This is a genomic window from Brevibacterium ihuae (genome assembly GCF_900184225.1).
Taxonomy (GTDB): domain Bacteria; phylum Actinomycetota; class Actinomycetes; order Actinomycetales; family Brevibacteriaceae; genus Brevibacterium; species Brevibacterium ihuae.
Genome location: NZ_FXWZ01000003.1, coordinates 1,661,231 through 1,681,293, shown reverse-complemented (window position 1 = coordinate 1,681,293; position 20,063 = coordinate 1,661,231). Strand labels below are relative to the sequence as shown.

Here is a 20,063-nt window from a genome sequence, read left to right as displayed (position 1 = left end):
CGGTTTCAGGTTTTTCCTGGGGCGTCTTGTATTTCTAATGAGCAATCGTTAAGTTGATCCAAGCGAGTCGGCATCATGCCGCAGCTCACACCGGCATCACCGCCGGTCCATCGTCGAATCAAAGGTGACTCCGATGTTGAAACTCAACCAGGGCGCGGACAAGGTCCTCTCCGTCCTCACCGCGATCGCGCTCATCGTCATGATGCTCCACGTCGTCGCGCACGCTCTCCTCCGGTACTTCTTCAACGCGCCGATCTACGGCACCAACGAGATCGTCGCGTACTGGTACCTGCCGATGATCGCGCTCCTCGGCATCCCGGCCGCGCAGCTCCAGAAGGAGCACATCACCGTCTCCCTCGTCATCGAGCGGATGAGCCACCGCACCGCGGCCATTTTCAAGATCTTCGCCTTCGCCCTGTCCGCCCTCGTGAGCATCGGCTTCGCATGGTTCGGATTCCACGAGGCGATGGAGAACATGGAGATGGGCTCGACCGCCGGCGTCACCGACATCATCACCTGGCCGGTCTACTTCCTCGTGCCGCTCGTGTTCGTCGTGCTGGCGATCCTCTTCGTCGTCGACATCATCGTCACGCTCCGCACCGGCGACCCTGAGGTCGACCTGCTCACCGGCGAGCATGCCCAGCACGACATCGAAGAAACCGTCATCTGACGGGCTCCCAGACAGGAATCGCACTTATGTCTACCTCCGCTGACACCAACCTGGGGACGATCCCCAGCGTCCTGCCCTCGGACTCCCGTCGCAAGAAGCCCGGGATCATCTCGCTCATCGTCGGATTCGCTCTCGTGGCGATCTGCCTCGTCGGCCTGTTCACCAGCCCGTCGGGCGCGGTCGCCGGCATGTGGTGCATCGCGATGATGATCATCCTGATGTTCCTCAGCGTGCCCGTCGCGATCGCCCTCGCAGTCCCGAGCCTCATCGGCGTGTACGCCCTCTCGGGCATCCCGGCCACGATCAATATCCTCTCGACCTCGCCGTTCCACGGCGTGTCGAAGTGGTCGTACTCCGTGCTCCCGATGTTCATCTTCATGGGCATGCTGCTCACCCAGTCGGGCATGACGACGAAGATCTACCGCGCCACCGACCGCTGGTTCTCCTGGCTGCCCGGCGGCATCGGCATCGGCACCACCGCCGCCGGCGCCGGCCTCGCCTCGGTGTCCGGCTCGACGATCGGCATGACCTACGCGCTCGGCCGCGCCGGCATCCCCGAGATGCTCCGCGCCGGCTACGACAAGCGCCTGGCCGTCGGCACCGTGATCGTCGCCGGCCTGCCCGGCAACCTCATCCCGCCGTCGATCCTCCTCGTCGTCTACGCCGGCATCGCCAGCGTGCCGGTCGGCCCGCAGCTCGTCGCCGGCGCCGTCCCGGGCATCCTCATCGCGGTGACCTTCGCGCTCTTCATCCTCGTCCTCGGAATCATCGCCCCCAAGCTCGTGGGCCGCGGCAAGGACGCCACCGGCGAGGTGCACCGGGTCACCTGGGGCGAGCGCTTCCAGTCCCTCGGTGAGATCTGGGGCTTCCCGGTCATCATGATCGTCCTGTTCGGCGGCATGTTCTCCGGCGTCTTCACCCCGACCGAGGCCGGCGCGGCCGCCGCACTCACCGCGCTTCTCCTCACGCTGTTCTACACCCGCAAGGACAAGCCGTTCCAGAAGGTCACCCACGCCGCGTTCTCCACGGTGAGCGCGACCGCCGCGATCTTCTTCATCATGATCGGCGCGGAGATGCTCACCAAGCTCCTCGCGATCACCGGCCTGGCACCGATGATGACCGACTTCATCCTCGGCTTCGGACTCAACCGGGTGGGCTTCCTCCTCGTCCTCGTCGTGCTCTACATCGTCATGGGCATGTTCTTCGACACCCTGTCGATGATGCTGCTGACCATCCCGATCCTGCTGCCCACCCTCGAGGCGATGGAGGTCAGCCCGCTGTGGTTCGGCGTGTTCGTCGTCCTCCTCGGAGAGCTCGGCATGATCACCCCGCCGGTCGGCATCCTGTCCTACATCGTCCACAACATCTGCAAGAGCCCCGAGGTCAACCTCGGCCAGACCGTCACCCTCAAGGACGTGTTCGTGTCCCTGGCCTGGTTCCTCCCCATCGCGATCCTGTTCCTGGGGATCATGATCGCGGTCCCGCAGATGACCGAATGGCTGCCCGACCTCCTCGAGCGCACGAGCGGCGGCACAGCCACCCAGTAGCCGGACACCGGCACCGGTCGTGCCGGGAACCCCGTTCCCGGCACGACCGCCCGGCCCGCACCGCACCACGGTGCGGGCCGCCTTTCACCCGTTCAACGGAGAACGACCACAAAGGAGACACCAGTGAAAGCACTCACCACGTTCCGGCCGTCCCGCCGGGCGCTGAGTATCTGCGCGATGGCCGCAGGACTGACCTTCGCACTGAGCTCGTGCGCCGGCAGCGCCGGCTCGGGCGGCGGAGGAGGCGGCGGAGGCGATGCCGGCTCCGGCTTCGAGTACGGCGCCTCGCAGGAGGACGTCAACGCCGCGATCGAGGGCCTCGACCCGATCACCATCACCTTCCAGCCCTCGGCCGCCTCGCAGAACTCCGTCATGGCCCCGGCCGGCACGGTGTTCAAGGAGCTCGTCGAGGAGCGCTCGAACGGCCAGATCGAGGTCGAGATCGTCTGGGGCCAGGCGATCGCCGGCTACGCCGAGGTCCACGACGCGCTCGCCGACGGCCGGATCGATGTCGCCTACACCCTCCCGGTGTACCAGCCCACCGAGTTCCCCGCGGTCAACGACCTCGGCACCGCGATGGCCGGCCTGCCGGCCTCGCCGTTCCAGGGCGAGCTCGTCGCGAACGCGGTCGGCAAGGAGATCGCCTGGGCCAATGAGAACGTCCTCACCCAGTACGAGGAGAAGGGCCTCGTGCCCCTCACCCCGCTCGCGGCGTCCGGCGGCAACTACACGGTGTGCGCCGATCCGGTGGAGTCCGCGGACGACTGGAAGGGCCTCCAGGTCCGCATCGCGTCCACCGCCCAGTCGGCGCAGGTCCAGCACCTCGGCGGCTCCCCGGTGTCGATGGAGTACACCGAGACCTTCGAGGCGCTCCAGCGCGGCACCGTCGACTGCACGCTCGGCCAGCTCGTGCCGAGCGCGGAGGCCGGGATCTTCGAGGTCGCCCCGCACCTCGGTTACACCACCGAGGCGAGCTTCTCCCGCTCCCCGGGGGCGTACCTCGCCGGATCGAGCTTCCCGGACATGCCGCTGGCCTACCAGCAGATCATTTTCGACAGCAACGCGCTCGCCTCCTCCGGCGGCATGAAGGCGGTCATCGACGGCAACGCGGCCGCGGTTCAGCAGGCCAAGGACAACGGCGGCGAGGTCAACCCCTTCGCCGACGACATCCAGCAGGAGATCATGGCCTACTCCGAGACCCTCACCGAGGACGCGATCGGCAACGGCCAGATCGGGGAGGACATCTCGACCGTCATCCAGGAAGCGGAGGAGAAGTGGACCCAGGAGTTCGAGGCCCTCGGCTACACCGACGAGGGTGAGACCAAGGACTTCAACGACTGGTACGACACCGAGACCGACTACATGGACTACGCCCGCACCTCCTACGAGAAGGGCGCGGACATGGAGCACCGTCCGAGCTGACGAGCGAGTATCATGCCCTAGGGTGGCGGGGACCGGCTCCGGTCCCCGCCACCGGCGAGTCCGGGGCGGGAGCGCCGCCGGGCCGCAGCCTTCCCCGGGCCGGAGCGACACCCGCCGGCCGCATCGCCGGCACGGACCCCACAGATCCGGACGCCCCACCGGGGCATCCACCCGAATGACCGAAGGAGTCATGATGAAGAACCAGCGCATCCTCTTCACGCGCACCCGCACCATCGGGGTCCTGTCCGCAGCCACCGCGCTCACCCTCGGGCTGAGCGCCTGCGCCGGCAGCGCCGGCGGAGGAGGCGGCGGCGGGGAGGCCGGCGGCGGCGAGGGCTACGAGCTCGGCGCCTCGCAGGAGGACATCGATGCGGCGGGGCTACGAGCTCGGCGCCTCGCAGGAGGACATCGATGCGGCGATCGCCGATCTCGACCCGGTGACGATCACCTACCAGCCCTCCGCCGCGTCCGAGGCCTCCATCCAGTCGCCCTCGGGCACGCAGCTAGCGAAGGCGATCGAGGAGAAGTCCGGCGGCAAGATCACCGTCGACGTCGTGTGGGGTCAGGCCATCGCGGGCTACGGCGAGGTGCACGACGCGCTGGCCGACGGCCGCGTCGATCTCGCGTACACCCTCCCGGTGTACCAGCCCACCGAGTTCCCCGCGGTCAACGCGCTCGGCGACATGCTCGCCGGCATCTCCCCCTCGCCGTTCACCGGTGAGATGGTCGCCAACGCGGTCGCCGCGGACGTCTCCTGGGACTCCCCGGAGATCGTCGAGGAGTACACCTCGAAGGGCATCACCCCGCTCGTGCCGGTGGTCGCCTCCGGCGGCTACTACTCGGTGTGTAGCGACCCGGGGATGGAGAAGGACGATTGGCAGGGCCGGCAGGTCCGCATCGCCTCGGCGACCCAGAACGATCTCATGGCCTCGATCGGCGCCTCGCCGGTGTCCATCGAGTACGTCGAGACCTTCGAGGCTCTCCAGCGCGGCACCGTCGACTGCACCCTCGCCCAGCTCGTACCGAGCGCCGAGGGCGGGATCTTCGAGGTCGCTCCGCACGTCGGCTACATGACGGAGACGAGCTACACCCGCTCCCCCGGCGCGATCCTCGCCGGCACGAAGTACGAGCAGCTGCCGCTCGCCTACCAGCAGATCCTGTTCGACGTCTACGCCGACTACTACCAGGGCCAGATGATGACGACGATCGGCGGCAACGCCGAGGGCATCAAGCAGGCCAAGGAGGCCGACGGCGAGATCGTCGAGTTCCCCGCCGACCTGCAGACGGAAATCGGCGAGTTCAACGACGCGAAGAAGGAGGAGATCCAGTCCTCCGGCATCCTCGGTGACGACATCACCAGCCGCGTCGAGGAATCCGAGCAGCAGTGGACCGAGAAGATCGAGGAGCTCGGTTTCACCGACGGCGGCTCCACCGCGGACTTCGACGAGTGGTACGACACCGAGACCGACTACCGCGAGGTCGGCCAGGCCGTCTACGACGACGCGTTCGTCGATCACCGTCCGGGCGCCGAGGGCTGATCGGGCTCACGCACCGATCGGGCCCATGTGCTGACCCGACTCATGCACTGACCTGGCACGCTCATCGGGTACACGCACGTCCACCCACAACGGCGCCGCCGGCAGGGGATCTCCCCTCCGGCGGCGCTGTCGTGCGTCCTGGAGGGTCCGCGGGCGCGCGTCCAGGGACCCCATCATCCGGGAACGGCCCACCGTCGTGCGCGCTGGACCACGGCACCGCCCTGGCGAGCCGGAGACGGGACTGTGGCGATCGTCATACCGCAGGCCCGATCGGATCGCCCACCTGCGGAATAGGGTGGGTGCACGCCCGCCAAACGCCCTAGGAGAACCATGCACCGCACCCCGGCCACCATCGCCCCACCCCTCGCCCGCCGCGGAGCCGGCCCGGGGATCGCACTCCTCGCCGCCGCCGGCCTGCTCGCCGGGTGCGCCGGCGGCGCGGGAGGCGCCGCGGACCAGGGGTCCGCCGAGGCGGGCGCCGGGTTCGCGTTCGGGGCCGCGCAGTCCGAGGTGGATGCCGCACTCGCCGAGCTCGACCCGGTGACGATCACCTACCAGCCCTCCGCGACCTCGGCGGAGTCGATCCTCGGCCCCAACGGCACCGACATCGCGGAAGCGATCGAGACGCGCTCCGGCGGGAAGATCACCGTCGACGTCGTGTGGGGGCAGGCGATCGCCTCGTACGCGGAGATCGACGACGCGCTCGCCGACGGCCGGGTCGACCTCGCCTACACCCTGCCGTCCTACGCCCCGACCGAGTACCCGGCCTTCGACGCGATCGGCACCGCGATGTCGACGCTGCCGTCCTCCCCGGTCTCCGGGGACCTCACGACGAACGCCGCCGGGGTGCAGGCCGGGTGGGACACGCCCGAGGTGCTCGCGGAGTTCGCAGACAAGGACCTCGTCCCTCTCATCCCGCTGCTCGCCTCCGGCGGGTACTCGACGATGTGCTCCGAGGCGCTCACCGGGCGCGCCGACTGGCAGGGCACGCAGATGCGGATCGGTTCCGCGGCCGCCGGCGAGCAGGTCACGGAGCTCGGCGCCTCACCGGTGTCGCTGTCGTTCCCCGAGACCTACGAGGCGCTCCAGCGCGGCACCGTCGACTGCGACCTCGGACAGCTCGCCCCCAACGTCGAGGCCGGCACCTTCGAGGTCGCCCCGCACATCGGCTACACGACGGAGGCCGGGTTCTCCCGCGCCGCCGGCGCCTATGTCGCGGGGAAGACCTACTCCGAGCTGCCGCTGGCCTACCAGCAGGTGATCTTCGATTCCATGGCGACGGCGTTCAGCACGATGACCGAGCTCGTCATCGGGGCGAAGGCCGTGGCGGTCGAGCAGGCCCTAACCGCCGGCGGTTCGGTCCGACCCTTCGATGCGGACGTGCAGTCGGCGATCGCCGAGCACGCCGGCCAGCTCAGCACCCGCACCGCGGAGGACGCCAGAGTACCCGAGGTCCCGGCGCGGCTCGACCAGGCCGCGCGGGCATGGGCCGAGCAGATCGAGGAGCTCGGCCACACCGACGGCGGGGAGTTCACCCGGATGCCCGAATGGTACCCGGAGGATGCGAGCTACGACGACCTCGGCGCGGTGCTGTTCGAGCAGACCATGCTCCCCCACCGCCCCCACTGAGACCTCAATTTTCGAAGGTTCCTGAGCGCGAAACCTTCCGAAATTGCACTCTCACCCGGGCGGATGCCCCGCTTCACACCTCGTCGCGGAGCACGGTCTTCTGGATCTTCCCGGTGCCGGAGCGCGGGAAGGCGTCCTTGACGACGATGTCCTTGGGCAGCTTGTAGCGGGCGAGCTTCCCGTCGCAGAACTCCCGGATCTCCTCGAGCGTCGGCGCATCGTCATCGGATCGCGGCACGATCATCGCCACCGGCACCTCGCCCCACTTCTCGTCGGCCCGGCCGACGACCGCGACCTCGGCGACCTTCGGATGCCAGGCGATGACGTTCTCGAGCTCCGCGCAGTAGATGTTCTCCCCGCCGGAGATGATCATGTCCTTGACCCGGTCGACGACATAGAGGAACCCCTCCTCGTCCTGCCGCACGAGGTCCCCCGAATGGAACCAGCCGCCGGCGAACGCCTCGGCCGTAGCCGCCTCGTTGTTCCAGAAGCGGCTCATCACGCCCGGCCCGCGGTAGACGATCTCACCGACCTCCCCGCGCGGCACGTCATTCATCTCCGGATCGACCACCCGGATCGAGTAGTTGCGGTCCGGCAGACCCACCGAGCCGAGCTTGCGCAGCGAGTCCTCGTGCGAGAGCGAGACCCCGCAGGCCGTGGTCTCGGTCTGCCCGAACGCAGCCTGGGAGCTCGCCTCGGGGAAGGTCTCCCCCATCGCGGTGAGCAGCGCCTCGGTGGCCGGGGCCGCACCCCAGCTGTAGAAGCGGAGGTCGACCTGCCGGGGGTTGCGGCGCTGCTCGTCGACGATGAGCTGCCACTGCGCCGGGACCATGAAGGTCCGGGTCACGTGGTGCTCGGCCATGACGTCGAGGAGGTGGCCGGCGTCGAAGCCCGTCGACGGGGTGATGACCGAGGTGGCGCCGTTGGCGATGTTCGTCGTGAGCACGTTGAAGGCGGCGATGTGGAACATCGGCGACGCGATGAGGACCGCGTCCGCTCCGGGCACGTATTGCCACGAGGCGGAGGAGCGCATGGTCGTGGCGAGGAAGTTCGAATAGGTGAGCACCGCCCCCTTCGGGCGTCCCGTGGTGCCCGAGGTGTACATGATCGCCTGGTCGTCGTCGATCGAGCACACCACGGGGTCGGGCGCGGTGAGCGACTCGTCTGCGGGAGCGGTGATCTCGAGCAGGTCGATGAGCTCCGGGGCCGGTCCGCCCGCGCGCCCGACGACGGGTGCGCCGAGCGCGGTCCGGGTGACCTCGGCGCGCTCCGCGTCGGCGACGACGACCGAGGGCTCGCAGTTGTCGAGGATGTAGGCGATCTCCCCGGCAGCGAGGCGGAAGTTCACCGGCACGATGATCGCGCCGATGAGGTAGGCGGCATAGGGCACGACAGCGAACTCGGCGGCGTTGCCGGCGACGAGCGCGACGCGGTCGCCCCGGCCCACCCCGGCGGCGGTGAGCCGCGCGGCGGTCGCCTGCACCCGCTCGAGCAGCTCGCCGTAGGAGATGACCGTGTCGCCGGCGACGAGCGCGGTGCGCTCGGGCATCTCATGGGCGTGGCGGTAGACGCCGGCGATCGGCAGGTGGGTGCGGGCGAGCTCGAATTCCAGGTCCACGGCAACTCCTCTGTTGCGCACCGGCGGCGCCCCGACCTCTGCGTCGGCGTTCCATCGCCCGGCACTGATCAAACGTTCACTATGGCGAGTCTAATGAACCGGCCGGGCCGGGTAAAGGCCCGCCCCGGGGTCACCGACCGCACAGGCGTACCGCACGAGGAAGATCCCGCCTGCCGCAGGCGAGCCGCGGGGGGTGGCTGCCGCCGCCCCCGCGTCAGCCGAGGGCGACGTCGAGCGCACCCGAGAGGTCGGCCCACAGATCGTCGACGTGCTCGATCCCGACGCTGAGCCGCAACAGCCCCTCGGGCACCGAATGCGGCTCCTGCGCGTGCCGCCGGCGGCGCTCGAGCAGGCTCTCGACCCCACCGAGCGAGGTCGCTGGGGTCCACAGCCGCACGGATTCCGCGACGGCGGTCGCCGCCCGGGCGGTGGGGAGCACGATGCAGAGGATCGAGCCGAACCCGGACATCTGGGCGGCCGCGCGGGCATGCCCGGGATCGTCGGGCAGGCCGGGGAACCGGACCTCGATGCCGGGGCGCGCACTCAGGCGGCGCGCGAGCTCGAGCGCGTTCTTTTGGGACCGCTCGACGCGCAGGGCGAGCGTCCGCAGCCCGCGCAGGGCGAGCCACACCTCGAACGGTCCGGCGATCCCGCCGGTCACCGAGCGGTGGTGATGGAGGGTCTCGCGGAGCACTGGGTCGGAGGTGGCGACGGCTCCGAGCACGACATCGGAGTGTCCGGAGAGCGACTTCGTCACCGAATGGAGGACGACATCGGCACCGAGCTCGAGGGGGCGCTGCACGAGCGGGGTGGCGAAGGTGTTGTCGACGACGGTGGGGACGCCGGCCCCGCGGGCGTGCTCGATGAGCGCAGGGAGGTCCGCGACCTCGAGCATGGGATTCGTCGGGCTCTCGAGCCAGAGGAGCACCGGGCGGCGCCCGGTCGCCGGTGCGTCCGAGCCCGCGCTCTCCGCAGCGTCCCCAGGCGCGGCGCCGCCGGCCCGGGCACCGGCGGCACCGGCGGGCGCATCCGCGACGGCGCGCGTCATCGCGGCCTGCACCGCCGCGCTGTCCGCGATGTCGACGGTGACGATGCGGAACCGTCCGGTCGCGGCGGCCTCCTGGGCCCCGGACAGGGCTCCGAGGTAGCAGTGGCGGGGCATGATCACCGTGCCGCCGGGCTCCACCAGGGTGAGCGCGGCGGTGACGGCGGCGAGGCCCGAGGCGAACACGAGTCCGGGGAGCGCCGCGCCTTCGAGCTCCGCGAGCGCCTGCTCGAAGGGCTCCCACGTCGGATTGCCGTAGCGGCCGTACTGGCGGCCGCCCTGCTCGATGCCGGCGGTGCCGATGAAAGTCGAGGTGAGCGTGATCGGCGGATTGAGAGCGGCATCGTGCTCACGCGGCGGCCGGCCGGTCTCGACGACGACGGTCTCGGGAGCCCAGTGGTGTGTCATGGGGCCACTGTAGACCGGTGCGGCGCACGTGATCCGGAGCGTCCGCGCACCGGACGGAGCAGCGATCCGAGCGGGGCGACGCTCGCGCCCCGGGGACCCGCCCGGCACCGTCGGCTCAGGCATCCCGGCCCCGCCGGCTCAGGCCTCGGCGGCACCTCGGCGGAGGTGAGGGATCGCACGGATGCCGAACACGACGGAGATGGCGAGGACGAAGGTCGCCATGAGGTTGATCCACAGGAACCCGCCGAGCCCGAGCACGGTGCCGGCCGTCGCCGCCATGAGCGCCCCGCCGAGGTTCATCGCGGAGTCGGACACCCCCTGGAGGGTGACCTTCGCCTCCGGCGGCACCGCGCGGGTGAGGAGCGCGGAGCCGCCGATGAGGTACATCGACCAGCCCACGCCGAGGAGCAGGAGCGCGGTGCTCAGCAGCGGCATCGAGGAGCGCTCGGCGAGCGCATCGACGACGCCGAGGACGATCGTCACTGCGAACACGACGGTGCCCGCTCCGATGACCGATCCCGGACCCCAGCGGTCGGACATCCAGCCGAACAGCGGGGACAGCGCGTACATGCCGGCGATGTGGATGCTCACGACGATGCCGACCGCGCCGAGGCTGAAGCCCTGATGGTCCATGTGCACCGGCGTCATCACCATGACATTCGTCATCATCATCTGCCCGGTGATGATCGTGACGATCGCGAACGCCGGCACCGGACGGGCGAGCGCGTACCGCAGCGCCTCGCCGAGCCCGAGGCGACCGGCAGCGGCGGCCGACGGCGCGGCCGCGGTGGGGGCGCCGTCGGCGGAGTCGTCGCCGACGGGAGCATCCGAGGCCGGGGCGCCGGAGGTGCTCACCCCCCGGGCGAGCGTCGAGGCGGAGAAGGCCGCGATCGCGAAGGCGAGCATCGAGATGAGGTAGGGGCCGGCGAGCGGATCCATGCCGAGCGCCTCGCCCAGCCGGGCACCGGGCGCGGTGAAGTTCGGACCGAGCACGGAGCCGACCGTCGTCGCCCAGACGACGAGCGACATCGCGCGACCGGTGGACCGCGGGTCGGCGAAATCGACGGCGGCGTAGCGCGCCTGGAGGCCGGCGGCGGTGGAGGACCCGCACATCATCATCCCGAGCATGAAGAGCGGCAGGAAACTCAGGGCGACGCCGAGGAGGACGACGAGCGCGCCGAGGGTGCCGATGCCGAAGCCCAGGGTGAGCGCGGTCCGCCGTCCGGCACGGGCGGCGAGCGCGGCGAGCGGGTAGGCGACGACGCCGGCGCCGAAGATCACGCTCATCTGCGCGAAGCCGGCCATCGCGGTCCGCCCGGTGATCTGCTCGGCGAGGAGACCTCCCACCGCGTACCCGGAGGCGATGCCGGCCCCGGAGAACAGCTGGGCGGCGATGAGCTTGGCCTGCTGGGCAGCGAGCGGCGACGGCACGGACGACTCCTTCGGTGAACGGACCGGTGGGGGCGGACCGGGAGCGCTGGGCACCGGGCCCGTTCGCATCATCGCACACCGGGCGGCGACGCCGGAGTCCGCCCTACCGGCGGGTCGGGGTGTAGCGTCGAGGAGTCAGCTCATCGTCGAGTCGTCATCCGGAGGCCCGAGTGCTCGCACAGATCGCCGCCATCGTCATCTTCATCGCCCTGTTCGCGCTCGGCGCGATCCGCGGGGTCCACATCGGCGTCCTCATGGTCGCGGGCGCCGCCGGCACCGCGCTCCTCCTCACCGACCTTCCGATGGACGAGGTCGTCGCCGGGTTCCCGCTGTCGATCATGGTGCTCCTCGTCGGCGTCACGTACTTCTTCGCGATCGCGCAGACGAACGGGACGGTCGACCGCATCATCGACGCGGCGCTCAGCCGCATCGGGTCGAAGGCCGCGCTCATCCCGGTCGTGTTCTTCGTCCTCACCTCCGGGATCGCCGCGATGGGCGCTCCCCTGGCCGGGCTCGTCATGATGCCGGTGGGCATGCAGGTCGCCCGCCGCTACGGCGTCGACTACGCCCTCATGGGCCTGTCGATCTGCTTCGGCATCGGCGCCGGCGGGTTCGCTCCGACGAGCCTCTACGGCATCGTCACCTACGGCACCGCCCACGACGCCGGGATCGGCCTCAACCCCCTGCTCCTGTTCGGGATCACCGTCCTCGTCTACCTGATTCTGCTCCTCGCCGCCTATGCGATGTTCGGCCGCGGGTTCTTCTCCCGCCGCGGCCGCGGCAACGGATCCGCGGATCGGCTCGACGTGCCCGATCTCGCGCCGATCAGCGGCCCGCCCGGCAACCATCCGTTCGAGCGCGAGACCGCGCTCCGACGGGGCTCGGCCTCGACCGCGGGGATCGCGTTCGGCGAGGGCGACGAGGACGATGCGGCCTTCGATGCCGCCCATGCGGACGACCACGACGCACCGCTGCCCCCGTTCACCCCGATCCAGATCCTCACCGTGATCTGCATGATCGGGCTCATCGCGGCCGTCGTCGCCATCGCCGCCTTCGGCCTCGAACCCGACATCGGTCTGCTGTGCTTCGCGTTCGCCGCGCTACTCACCGTCGTCGACCCGGGTACGGGGAAGAACGCCGTCGGCAAGATCGACTGGTCGACCGTGCTGCTCGTCGGCGGCATCATCATGTTCGTCGGCGTCCTCGAGACGATGGGAGCGGTCGATCTGCTCGGCGAGGGAGCGAAGGCCATCGGATCGCCGATCATCGCCGCGCTCGTCCTCTGCGCGGTCGGCGGTCTCGTGTCCGCGTTCGCCTCGACGACCGGGATCCTCGCCGCACTCGTGCCGCTCGCGCTCCCGCTCGTCGCCGACGGCAGCCTGCCGGGCTGGGCGCTCATCACCGCGCTCGGCATCTGCTCCGCGGTCGTCGACGTGTCCCCATTCTCCACCCTCGGTGCCACGGTGGTCGCCACGGCGCCCGGGGAGGACAAGGAGCGGCTCACGCGGATCCTGCTGCGGTTCGGCCTGTCGATGGTCGTCGTCGGGCCGGTCCTCCTCGTCGGCGGCCTCGTCGTCCCCGCGATGCTGTTCTGAGGCGGGGCGGCGTCACGCCGCGCGCGGGTCGATCTCAGCCGGCCTGCGGATCGAGCTCAGCCAGCCTGCGGGTCGGGCTCCTACCGTCTGCGGGTCGCGCTCACACCGCCTGCGGATCGAACTCCTTGACGAGGACGACGAACTCGAGATCATCGGTGCGCGGTTCGCCGAACCGCACATCGCCGTACGGGAAGGGCTCGCGCTCGCCGGTCCGCACGTAGCCGCGGCGCTCGTAGAAGGCGATGAGCTCGGCGCGCTGATCGATGACGGTCATCCGCATCCGCTCGGCGGCGAAGCGATCGCGGGCGAAGGCCTCGGCGGCGTCCATGAGCGCACTGCCCACCCCGCGCCCCTGCCCGCGCGGTGACACCGCGAAGGAGCCGAAGTACACCGTGCCGCCGGCGAGGTCGCGGAGGTTGACGGTGGCGAGCGCGGCGCCCGCCTCGTCCCGGAGCAGGAGCACGACGCTGCCGGGCAGGGCCATCATCTCGGCGACCATGTCCGCGTCGGTGCGCTGGCCGTCGAGCAGGTCGGCCTCGGTGGTCCAGCCGGCGCGCGAGGCGTCGCCCCGGTACGCCGACTCGATGAGCGCGACGAGGTCGTCGACATCGGCGGCGCCGGCCACCTGCGGCACGAGGCCGGTCACGACGCCTTCTCGTAGACCGCGGTGGACACGACGAGGTCCTCCCACGACATGCCCGAGGTCTTGAACACCACGGGGCGGTCGCCTGCGAGGACGGCGCCGCCGCTCGTGACGACCTCCTTGAAGGTCACGGTGTCCTCGATGGTGAGAGCGCCGTCGGCGATCGCGAGGACGACGTCGCCGCATTCGTCGAGCGCCGTGTGTCGGCTCTCGACGATCACCGTGCTGCGGCCGAGCAGAGCCGCGGGCAGTTCGCGCGCCTCGGGGCTGTGGGAGCCCATGGCGATGACGACGGCGTCGTCGCGGATCGCCGCGTCGTCGAACAGCGGCTCAGCGGCCGAGGTCGCTGTGACGACGAGGTCGGAGGCCGCGAGCGCCGCGGTGAGGTCGGCGGAGTCGGCACCCGAGTCGTCGGCGCCGACGACCTCGGTCCCGGGGATCCCGAGGGCGGCGAGACCGCGGAGGAAGTCGGCCCCGCGCCCGGCGGAGCGGACGACCACGGTCGCCTCCTTCACCGGGACGACGGCGCGCGCCGCGTGGACATGGAGGAGACCCTGCACCCCAGCGCCGAACACGGTCATCCGGACACCGTCGGGGAACCGCGCGGTGAGCGCGTCGGACACTCCGGCCAGCGACACCGCCGGGGTCCGCAGGTTGGTGATCGCCGGGCCGTCGAGGATCGCGAGCGTGCAGTGGGTCCGCGAATCGAGGAGCAGGCAGCTGCCCTGGATCCGCGGGTGGCCCGCCGCGGGGTTGTCCGGGGTCACGGTGAGGACCTTGACCGCGGCGTAGGCGCCGATCTCCGCGGGCATGAAGAGGAACTCGCCCCGACTCAGCGGGGCCGACAGCCGGGTGGCGTCGTCGGCGGGATCGAAGTCCGAGGTGAGCGCGGTGCGTAGCGCCTCGATCGCTCCGGCGTAGTCGAGCGCCGCGGTGACGGTGTTCTCGTCCAGAATCCTCATGAAGTCCTCCTCGACCGGATGGGCGCGAATCGCCGCACGCGGATCATCGTGCGGTCCGCAGACGTAGTCCACGGGTGCGCCGTCTGCACCCCACTGTACTGGCGCCCTCGGACGGCGCCGCGGCTGCGAGCTCCCCTTCCGCGGCGGAGGCGAACTCCCCCTCCGCCGTGGCCGCGGACTCCCCTTCCGCAGCGGACGCCCCCTCCGACGCGGCCACCCCAGCTCGCTCGGACGTGAGACGACGACGGAAACTGCGGTGGCCGACGGATCCTGTCGAGGTTTCCGTCGGCCAGTGCAGTTTCCGTTGCGCTGTCGGCCTCAGGACCGGGAACGGCGACCGGAACTGCGTTGCGCTCCGCCCCCTGGTCACCAGGAACCGCCGGGGCGGCCGGCGCCCGGCCCGGCGGCATCCGGAATACCGCCGCGCACCTCGGCGTTGATCCGGTCAGCCGCGGCGCGCGGCCCGCCGAGGGCCCGGTCAGCGCCGCGGGCGTCGATTCCGCATCGAGGAGGACTCATGAGCCAGGACGCCCGCACCATCGAGATCGACGGCGAGACCTTCGAGCTCCGCCACAGCACCGAGGCCTCGGAGTTCGCCGCCTGGCACGGCGACACCCGGGTGAGCCTCGCGGCATACCGCGACCGGGGCGAGCAGCGCCTGTTCCCGCACACCGAGACCCTGCCCGCCTGGGGCGGGCGCGGACTCGCGGGTGCCGTCGTCCGATACGCCCTCGACTCCACCGTCGCCGAGGGGCTGACGATCGTCCCGGCATGCTCGTTCGTCGCCGACTTCGTCCGCGAGCACGACGATTGGGACGAGCACATCGCCCGCCGCTGAACGGGGAGTCCCGCGACCCGGAGCGGAAGGCTCGACGTCACCCCTCGCATCGGATCCCGAGGACCCGGATCATGCGCGGTCCGGCTGTCCGGTCACCGTGGTGAGGAGGAGCACGCAGTCGGTGAGCGCGCGCACCCCGTGGCGCTCGTGCGCGATGAGCGTGAGATCGCCGCCGGCGAGCTCGACGTCCGCGGTCTCCGACCCCTCGGCGTAGGACAGCCGGGCGCTCCCGGAGAGCACCTGGAGGCTCGCCGCCGCGGGTGCGTTGTGCTCGGCGAGCTCCGCGCCCTCGCGGAGGGCGAGGACGAGCTGGCGCAGCACTCCGTCGTGGGCGACGAGGTGGGCGGCCCGACCGTGGGCGTCCGTCCGGGCGGATTCGAGGAGCTCGGCGGCGGTGGAGGTGAGATCGATCATGCCCCCATCCAACCAGCGGACACCGACCCCGTCCAGGTCCGCTCCCCGCGTCCCGCACGGTGCGCGGGCGCCGTCCACGAACCGAACAGAGCGCTGGAACGAGCGCCGCGACACACTAGACTGACCCCAGCCCCTGCGAGCCAGGACCACCCAACGGAAGGGAACCATCGCAATGGATGTCCAGCCCATCATCGACCGCATGCAGACCGGCCTGTTCATCAACGGACAGTGGCGCGATGCCGAAGGCGGCAAGACCATCGATGTGATCAACCCGGCCACCGGGAAGGTCCTCACCGCGGTGGCCGACGGCTCCGCGGCCGACGCCGAGGAGGCCATCCGGGTCGCCGGCGAGACCCAGGACTCCTGGGGCCGCACCGCTCCCCGCGAGCGCGCCGAGATCCTGCGCCGCGCCTACGAACTCCTCATCGAGCGCGCCGACGACATCGCTGCGGTGATGACCGCGGAGATGGGCAAGCCGCTGTCCGAGGCCAAGGGCGAGGTGACCTACGGCGCCGAGTTCTTCCGCTGGTTCTCCGAGGAGGCCGTCCGCATCGACGGCGACTTCACCCAGTCCCCCGACGGCAAGACCCGGATCATGGTCTCCCGTGAGCCGGTGGGTCCGAGCGTGCTCATCACGCCGTGGAACTTCCCCCTCGCGATGGGCACCCGGAAGATCGGCCCGGCGATCGCCGCCGGCTGCACGATGGTATTCAAGCCCGCGAAGCTCACCCCGCTCACCTCCCTCCTCCTCGTCGAGGCGCTCGTCGACGCGGGCCTCCCGGCCGGCGTGCTCAACGTCGTCACCTCGAACTCCGCAGGCCGGGTCGTCACCCCCTGGATGGAGTCGGGGATCGCCCGCAAGGTCACCTTCACCGGGTCGACCGAGGTGGGCGTGGGCCTGCTCGAGCAGGCGGCGAAGAACGTCATGAAGACCTCGATGGAGCTCGGCGGCAACGCCCCGTTCGTCGTGTGCGAGGACGCCGATCTCGACAAGGCCGTCGACGGCGCGATGGTCGCCAAGATGCGCAACATCGGCGAGGCCTGCACCGCCGCCAACCGCTTCTTCGTCCACCGGTCGGTGGCCGACGACTTCTCCGCGCGCCTCGCCGAGCGGATGGGCGCGATGAAGGTCGGCAACGGACTCGACGAGGGCGTCGAGGTGGGCCCGCTCGTCGAGGAGAAGGCCCGGGACAAGGTCGCCGAGCTCGTCGACGACGCGGTCTCCAAGGGTGCGAAGGTCCTCACCGGCGGTCAGAAGATCGACGGTGACGGGTTCTTCTACGCCCCGACCGTCATCACCGACGTCCCGGAGGACTCCGACATCCGCGTCGAGGAGATCTTCGGACCGGTCGCCGCGATCACCCCCTTCGACACCGATGAGGAGGCGATCGCGCTCGCCAACGAGACCGAGTACGGCCTCGCCGGCTACCTCTACAGCGAGAACATCGGCCGCGCCATGCGGCTGGCCGAGGAGCTCGAGTGCGGCATGATCGGGCTCAACACCGGCCTGATCTCCAACCCGGGCGCCCCGTTCGGCGGCTACAAGCAGTCGGGCCTGGGCCGCGAGGGCGGACGCGTCGGCATCGACGAGTTCCTCGAGGTCAAGTACGTGGCGCTGCCGCGCGGCTGATCCCCCGGCCCGTCAGCGCGAACGGCCCCCGATCCCTGCGGATCGGGGGCCGTTCGCAGGTCCGGGGCCGGTACCGCGCGAACGCGGTGCGGACGGTGGCGGCGGGACTCAGGCGCGGCGGCGGGCGAGCACCTCGTCGACGCGGGCGACCCCGCGGGTGCGGGCTCCGCCGATCGCGGTGCGCCCGTGGGCGAGCGGTCCGTCCGCGCGGGCCGGCGCGGCGTCCTCCTCGCGAGCGGCGTCCTCGAGCTCGGGACGGTAGCCGAGCTCGGCGGCGAAGCGCTCGGCGAGGCTCTCCTTGGACTGCGGCTCGAGGTGGAACGACGAGGCGTCGGGGACGACCGGCTCGGGGCGGGCCCGGTCGACGACGGGGGCGTCGACGTACGTCGGGGCCGGCACCGGCGACGGGGTCCAGCCGGTCGCGGCGAAGCGCGTGGCGAGCAGGTCGCCGCCCGGGGCCGCGGCGGAGCGGTCCGGGGTGCGGTGCTCCGCGGCACCCTCCGCCGCGTCGTCGACGGCGAGGTCGGCGCCGAGTCCGGTGGGCGTCACTGCGGCGGAGGTCTGCGGGGCGGGCGCGGGCTGCTCGGCAGGAGCCGGGGTCGCGTCCTCCTCGGCACCGAGGCTGAGCACGACGCGCTCACGGGCACGGGAGACCCGGAGCCCGCGCCGCGAGCTCCGGCGCTCGGCGTCAGCACCCGGCTCCGCGTTCCGGCCCTCAGCGTCCTCGGAGGCCTCGGAATCGTCGGCGACGGCCTGGTCGCTCGCGCCGACCCCTCCGTCGCGGTGCGCATCGGCGGTGCCGTGCGACTCCTCGTCGGCGGAGGCCTCGGCGGCGGGAGCAGCGTCGTCCGCACGAGCGGCGAACACCGCACGGATGGCCGACAGGTCGACGGTCGAATCCCGGTCCTCCGACCCGATGCGATCAGCGGAGTCGGAACCGCCGGTCCGGGCGTTCGTCGACGCCGTCCGGCTCCGGACCGGATCGCCGGCACCAGCGGCGTACTCGTCCGCGGCGGAGCGGACCTCGGGAGATGCGAGACCGTCGCGGCGAAGACGGCGGATGGTGAGGTTGATCGAGCGCACCATGGCGAGGCTGCCGACGGCGAGCACGAGAGCGAGCACCGGAACCGCCCATGGGAGCACGCCGAACGGGACGAGGATCCCGGTGACGAGCGCGGCGAGCGCGGTCACGAGGAAGCCGAGGCCGACGAACGGGAGAGCGGAGCGGAGGCGGGCGATCCGCTCCTCGGCCTCGGGACCGACGGACGGGGCAGCGGGCTCAGCGGTTCCGTGCGCACGGGCCTCGCCCGCGGGCCGCGGCCCGCGGTGGGACCCCTGCGGTGCCGGCCGTGACGCACCGCGCACCGGGCGACCCGCTCCGGGCGTCGGACCGCCTGCGGTGCCCGAGGTGTGCCGCGCCTCGGCGATCCGGGCCCGCAGGTGCGCCGGCAGGTCCCGGTTCGAGCGCTGCTGCATCGAGGCGCCCGCGGTGGGAGGCGTGTGGGAAGAAGTCATGGGAGAGTCCATCGGGTCGTGGTGTGCGGTGAGCGGGAGGAATGCGGACTGGCCGACCGCCAGGGGCAGGACCGCCTCCTCCGGTTCGATGTCGCGCGGCGCGGCGGTCCGGTCCCGGCCCGCCGCGGAGCCGACCGCGCCGTCGATGACCGCGAGCTGCGGAACGGGCCGGGACAGGTGGAGCTCCGGTGCCGCGCCCGCCGCGGGGTGAACGATCTGCGGCGGGGTGAACTCGGACGCCGCGCGGTCGGCGGCGTAGAGGCGCGGGCCGTCCGCCGGACGGAGGCACGAGCGCGGTCCGACCTCGGCGCAGGCGCGGGCGGTGGCGGGGACCTCGTCGATGTGGCCGTGGGTGATCGTGCGGTCGATGCGCCGCAGGAAAGCGGGCAACAGGAATACGAACAGCACTCCGATGACGAGGGCGATGGTGATGCTGGTATCCACAGTCCAACTGTAGAAGGGAGAGCGAGGTCACGATCGGATCACGAGGGGTGTGTCGGGATCGGGCTGGCGCCGGAACCGAGCCGCCGGACCGGCGGCTCAGCCGAAGTCGCGCTCCGACCGGTTGCGGGTCCGCTGCCATGCATCGAGCAGCCCGAACGGCACGTCCTCGGCGACGAGGGCGAACGTGCGGTGGTCGCACCACTTCCCGTCGATATGCATGTACCGCTCTCGGATCCCCTCGTCGCGGAAGCCGAGCTTCTCGACCACGCGGAGGCTCGCGGCGTTCTCCGGCCGGATGTTGATCTCCATCCGGTGCAGGCCGAGACCGGAGAAGCAGTAGTCGGTGGCGAGCGCGACCGCAGTGGGCACGATTCCGCGGCCGGCGACCCGCTCGTCGATCCAGTAGCCCGCGGTGGCGCTCATGAGCGACCCCCATTGGAACGAGCTCACGGTGAGCTGGCCACGGAAGCGCCCGTCGACCTCGATCGCGAACGGCAGGAGCAGGCCCTGGCGCGCCTGCCCGTTGAGGAGGCGGCGGAGCGTGGGGAAGGCCGGCAGCGAGTACCCGGGGTCGGGATTCGTCGCCTCCCACGGCAGCAGCCACTCCGCGTTGTGGCGGCGCACCTCGACATACTCCTTGGCGTCCTGGCGCCGCAGCGGCCGGAGGACGAGCCCGCCCTCGGACAGCACCACCGGCCAGAAACCGCTCATCGC

Annotated in this window: 16 protein-coding genes; 8 read left to right on the top strand and 8 right to left on the bottom strand. The window is 71.2% G+C overall.

Features of this window, described 5'->3' with window-relative positions; genetic code table 11:
* Positions 1 to 133: 133 nt before the first annotated feature.
* From C1A17_RS12855 to C1A17_RS12835, 5 genes are all read left to right on the top strand, one after another.
* The gene (locus tag C1A17_RS12855; RefSeq protein ID WP_101653347.1) at positions 134 to 670 is read left to right on the top strand and encodes a TRAP transporter small permease; all 537 of its coding nucleotides are present in this window, start codon (positions 134 to 136) and stop codon (positions 668 to 670) included.
* 26 nt (positions 671 to 696) lie between these two features.
* The gene (locus tag C1A17_RS12850) at positions 697 to 2,217 is read left to right on the top strand and encodes a TRAP transporter large permease (RefSeq protein ID WP_101653346.1); all 1,521 of its coding nucleotides are present in this window, start codon (positions 697 to 699) and stop codon (positions 2,215 to 2,217) included.
* 123 nt (positions 2,218 to 2,340) lie between these two features.
* Positions 2,341 to 3,639, top strand: a complete 1,299-nt coding sequence (gene dctP / locus C1A17_RS12845) for a TRAP transporter substrate-binding protein DctP (RefSeq protein ID WP_245873750.1) — start codon at positions 2,341 to 2,343, stop codon at positions 3,637 to 3,639.
* Positions 3,640 to 4,007: 368 nt separating this feature from the next.
* Positions 4,008 to 5,177, top strand: coding sequence for a TRAP transporter substrate-binding protein DctP (gene dctP / locus C1A17_RS12840; protein WP_245873748.1), 1,170 nt, complete (start codon positions 4,008 to 4,010; stop codon positions 5,175 to 5,177).
* A gap of 330 nt (positions 5,178 to 5,507) precedes the next feature.
* A complete protein-coding gene (locus tag C1A17_RS12835; RefSeq protein WP_101653344.1) occupies positions 5,508 to 6,806 on the top strand; it encodes a type 2 periplasmic-binding domain-containing protein in 1,299 nt (432 codons plus the stop codon).
* Between the two features lie 73 nt (positions 6,807 to 6,879).
* Here C1A17_RS12835 and C1A17_RS12830 read toward each other — a convergent pair whose 3' ends face one another.
* The 3 genes from C1A17_RS12830 to C1A17_RS12820 form a co-directional block, all read right to left on the bottom strand.
* On the bottom strand, positions 6,880 to 8,424 hold the full coding sequence (locus C1A17_RS12830) for an AMP-binding protein (protein WP_101653343.1): 1,545 nt from the start codon (positions 8,422 to 8,424) through the stop codon (positions 6,880 to 6,882).
* A gap of 214 nt (positions 8,425 to 8,638) precedes the next feature.
* Positions 8,639 to 9,877, bottom strand: a complete 1,239-nt coding sequence (locus tag C1A17_RS12825; protein ID WP_101653342.1) for a trans-sulfuration enzyme family protein — start codon at positions 9,875 to 9,877, stop codon at positions 8,639 to 8,641.
* Positions 9,878 to 10,015: 138 nt separating this feature from the next.
* Positions 10,016 to 11,308, bottom strand: a complete 1,293-nt coding sequence (locus C1A17_RS12820) for an MFS transporter (RefSeq protein WP_245873746.1) — start codon at positions 11,306 to 11,308, stop codon at positions 10,016 to 10,018.
* A 170-nt stretch (positions 11,309 to 11,478) separates the two neighbouring features.
* Between C1A17_RS12820 and C1A17_RS12815 the strand changes: the two genes are divergently transcribed.
* A complete protein-coding gene (locus C1A17_RS12815) occupies positions 11,479 to 12,903 on the top strand; it encodes an SLC13 family permease (RefSeq protein WP_101653341.1) in 1,425 nt (474 codons plus the stop codon).
* A 100-nt stretch (positions 12,904 to 13,003) separates the two neighbouring features.
* Here C1A17_RS12815 and C1A17_RS12810 read toward each other — a convergent pair whose 3' ends face one another.
* Positions 13,004 to 13,549: a GNAT family N-acetyltransferase gene (locus C1A17_RS12810; RefSeq protein ID WP_101653340.1), complete on the bottom strand. Its 546-nt coding sequence runs from the start codon at positions 13,547 to 13,549 to the stop codon at positions 13,004 to 13,006.
* Positions 13,546 to 14,508, bottom strand: a complete 963-nt coding sequence (locus C1A17_RS12805; protein WP_101653684.1) for an ornithine cyclodeaminase family protein — start codon at positions 14,506 to 14,508, stop codon at positions 13,546 to 13,548. Before C1A17_RS12805 ends, C1A17_RS12810 begins: the two co-directional genes overlap by 4 nt.
* A gap of 517 nt (positions 14,509 to 15,025) precedes the next feature.
* On the opposite strand from C1A17_RS12805, the gene C1A17_RS12800 reads away from it, so the two are divergent.
* Entirely contained in the window at positions 15,026 to 15,346 is a 321-nt protein-coding gene (locus tag C1A17_RS12800; protein ID WP_101653339.1) for a GNAT family N-acetyltransferase, read from the top strand.
* A 69-nt stretch (positions 15,347 to 15,415) separates the two neighbouring features.
* Here the strand turns inward: C1A17_RS12800 and C1A17_RS12795 are convergent, their stop codons facing one another.
* Positions 15,416 to 15,760, bottom strand: coding sequence for a cupin domain-containing protein (locus tag C1A17_RS12795; protein ID WP_101653338.1), 345 nt, complete (start codon positions 15,758 to 15,760; stop codon positions 15,416 to 15,418).
* A 172-nt stretch (positions 15,761 to 15,932) separates the two neighbouring features.
* On the opposite strand from C1A17_RS12795, the gene C1A17_RS12790 reads away from it, so the two are divergent.
* Positions 15,933 to 17,390, top strand: coding sequence for an NAD-dependent succinate-semialdehyde dehydrogenase (locus C1A17_RS12790; protein ID WP_101653337.1), 1,458 nt, complete (start codon positions 15,933 to 15,935; stop codon positions 17,388 to 17,390).
* 108 nt (positions 17,391 to 17,498) lie between these two features.
* On the opposite strand, the gene C1A17_RS12785 is transcribed toward C1A17_RS12790, so the two are convergent.
* Together C1A17_RS12785 and C1A17_RS12780 are read right to left on the bottom strand one after the other, a co-directional pair.
* Positions 17,499 to 19,349: a hypothetical protein gene (locus C1A17_RS12785; RefSeq protein WP_101653336.1), complete on the bottom strand. Its 1,851-nt coding sequence runs from the start codon at positions 19,347 to 19,349 to the stop codon at positions 17,499 to 17,501.
* A 96-nt stretch (positions 19,350 to 19,445) separates the two neighbouring features.
* Positions 19,446 to 20,060 carry a GNAT family N-acetyltransferase gene (locus C1A17_RS12780; protein WP_101653335.1) on the bottom strand — a complete coding sequence of 205 codons (615 nt, stop codon included), beginning with the start codon at positions 20,058 to 20,060 and terminating at the stop codon, positions 19,446 to 19,448.
* Positions 20,061 to 20,063: the final 3 nt, after the last annotated feature.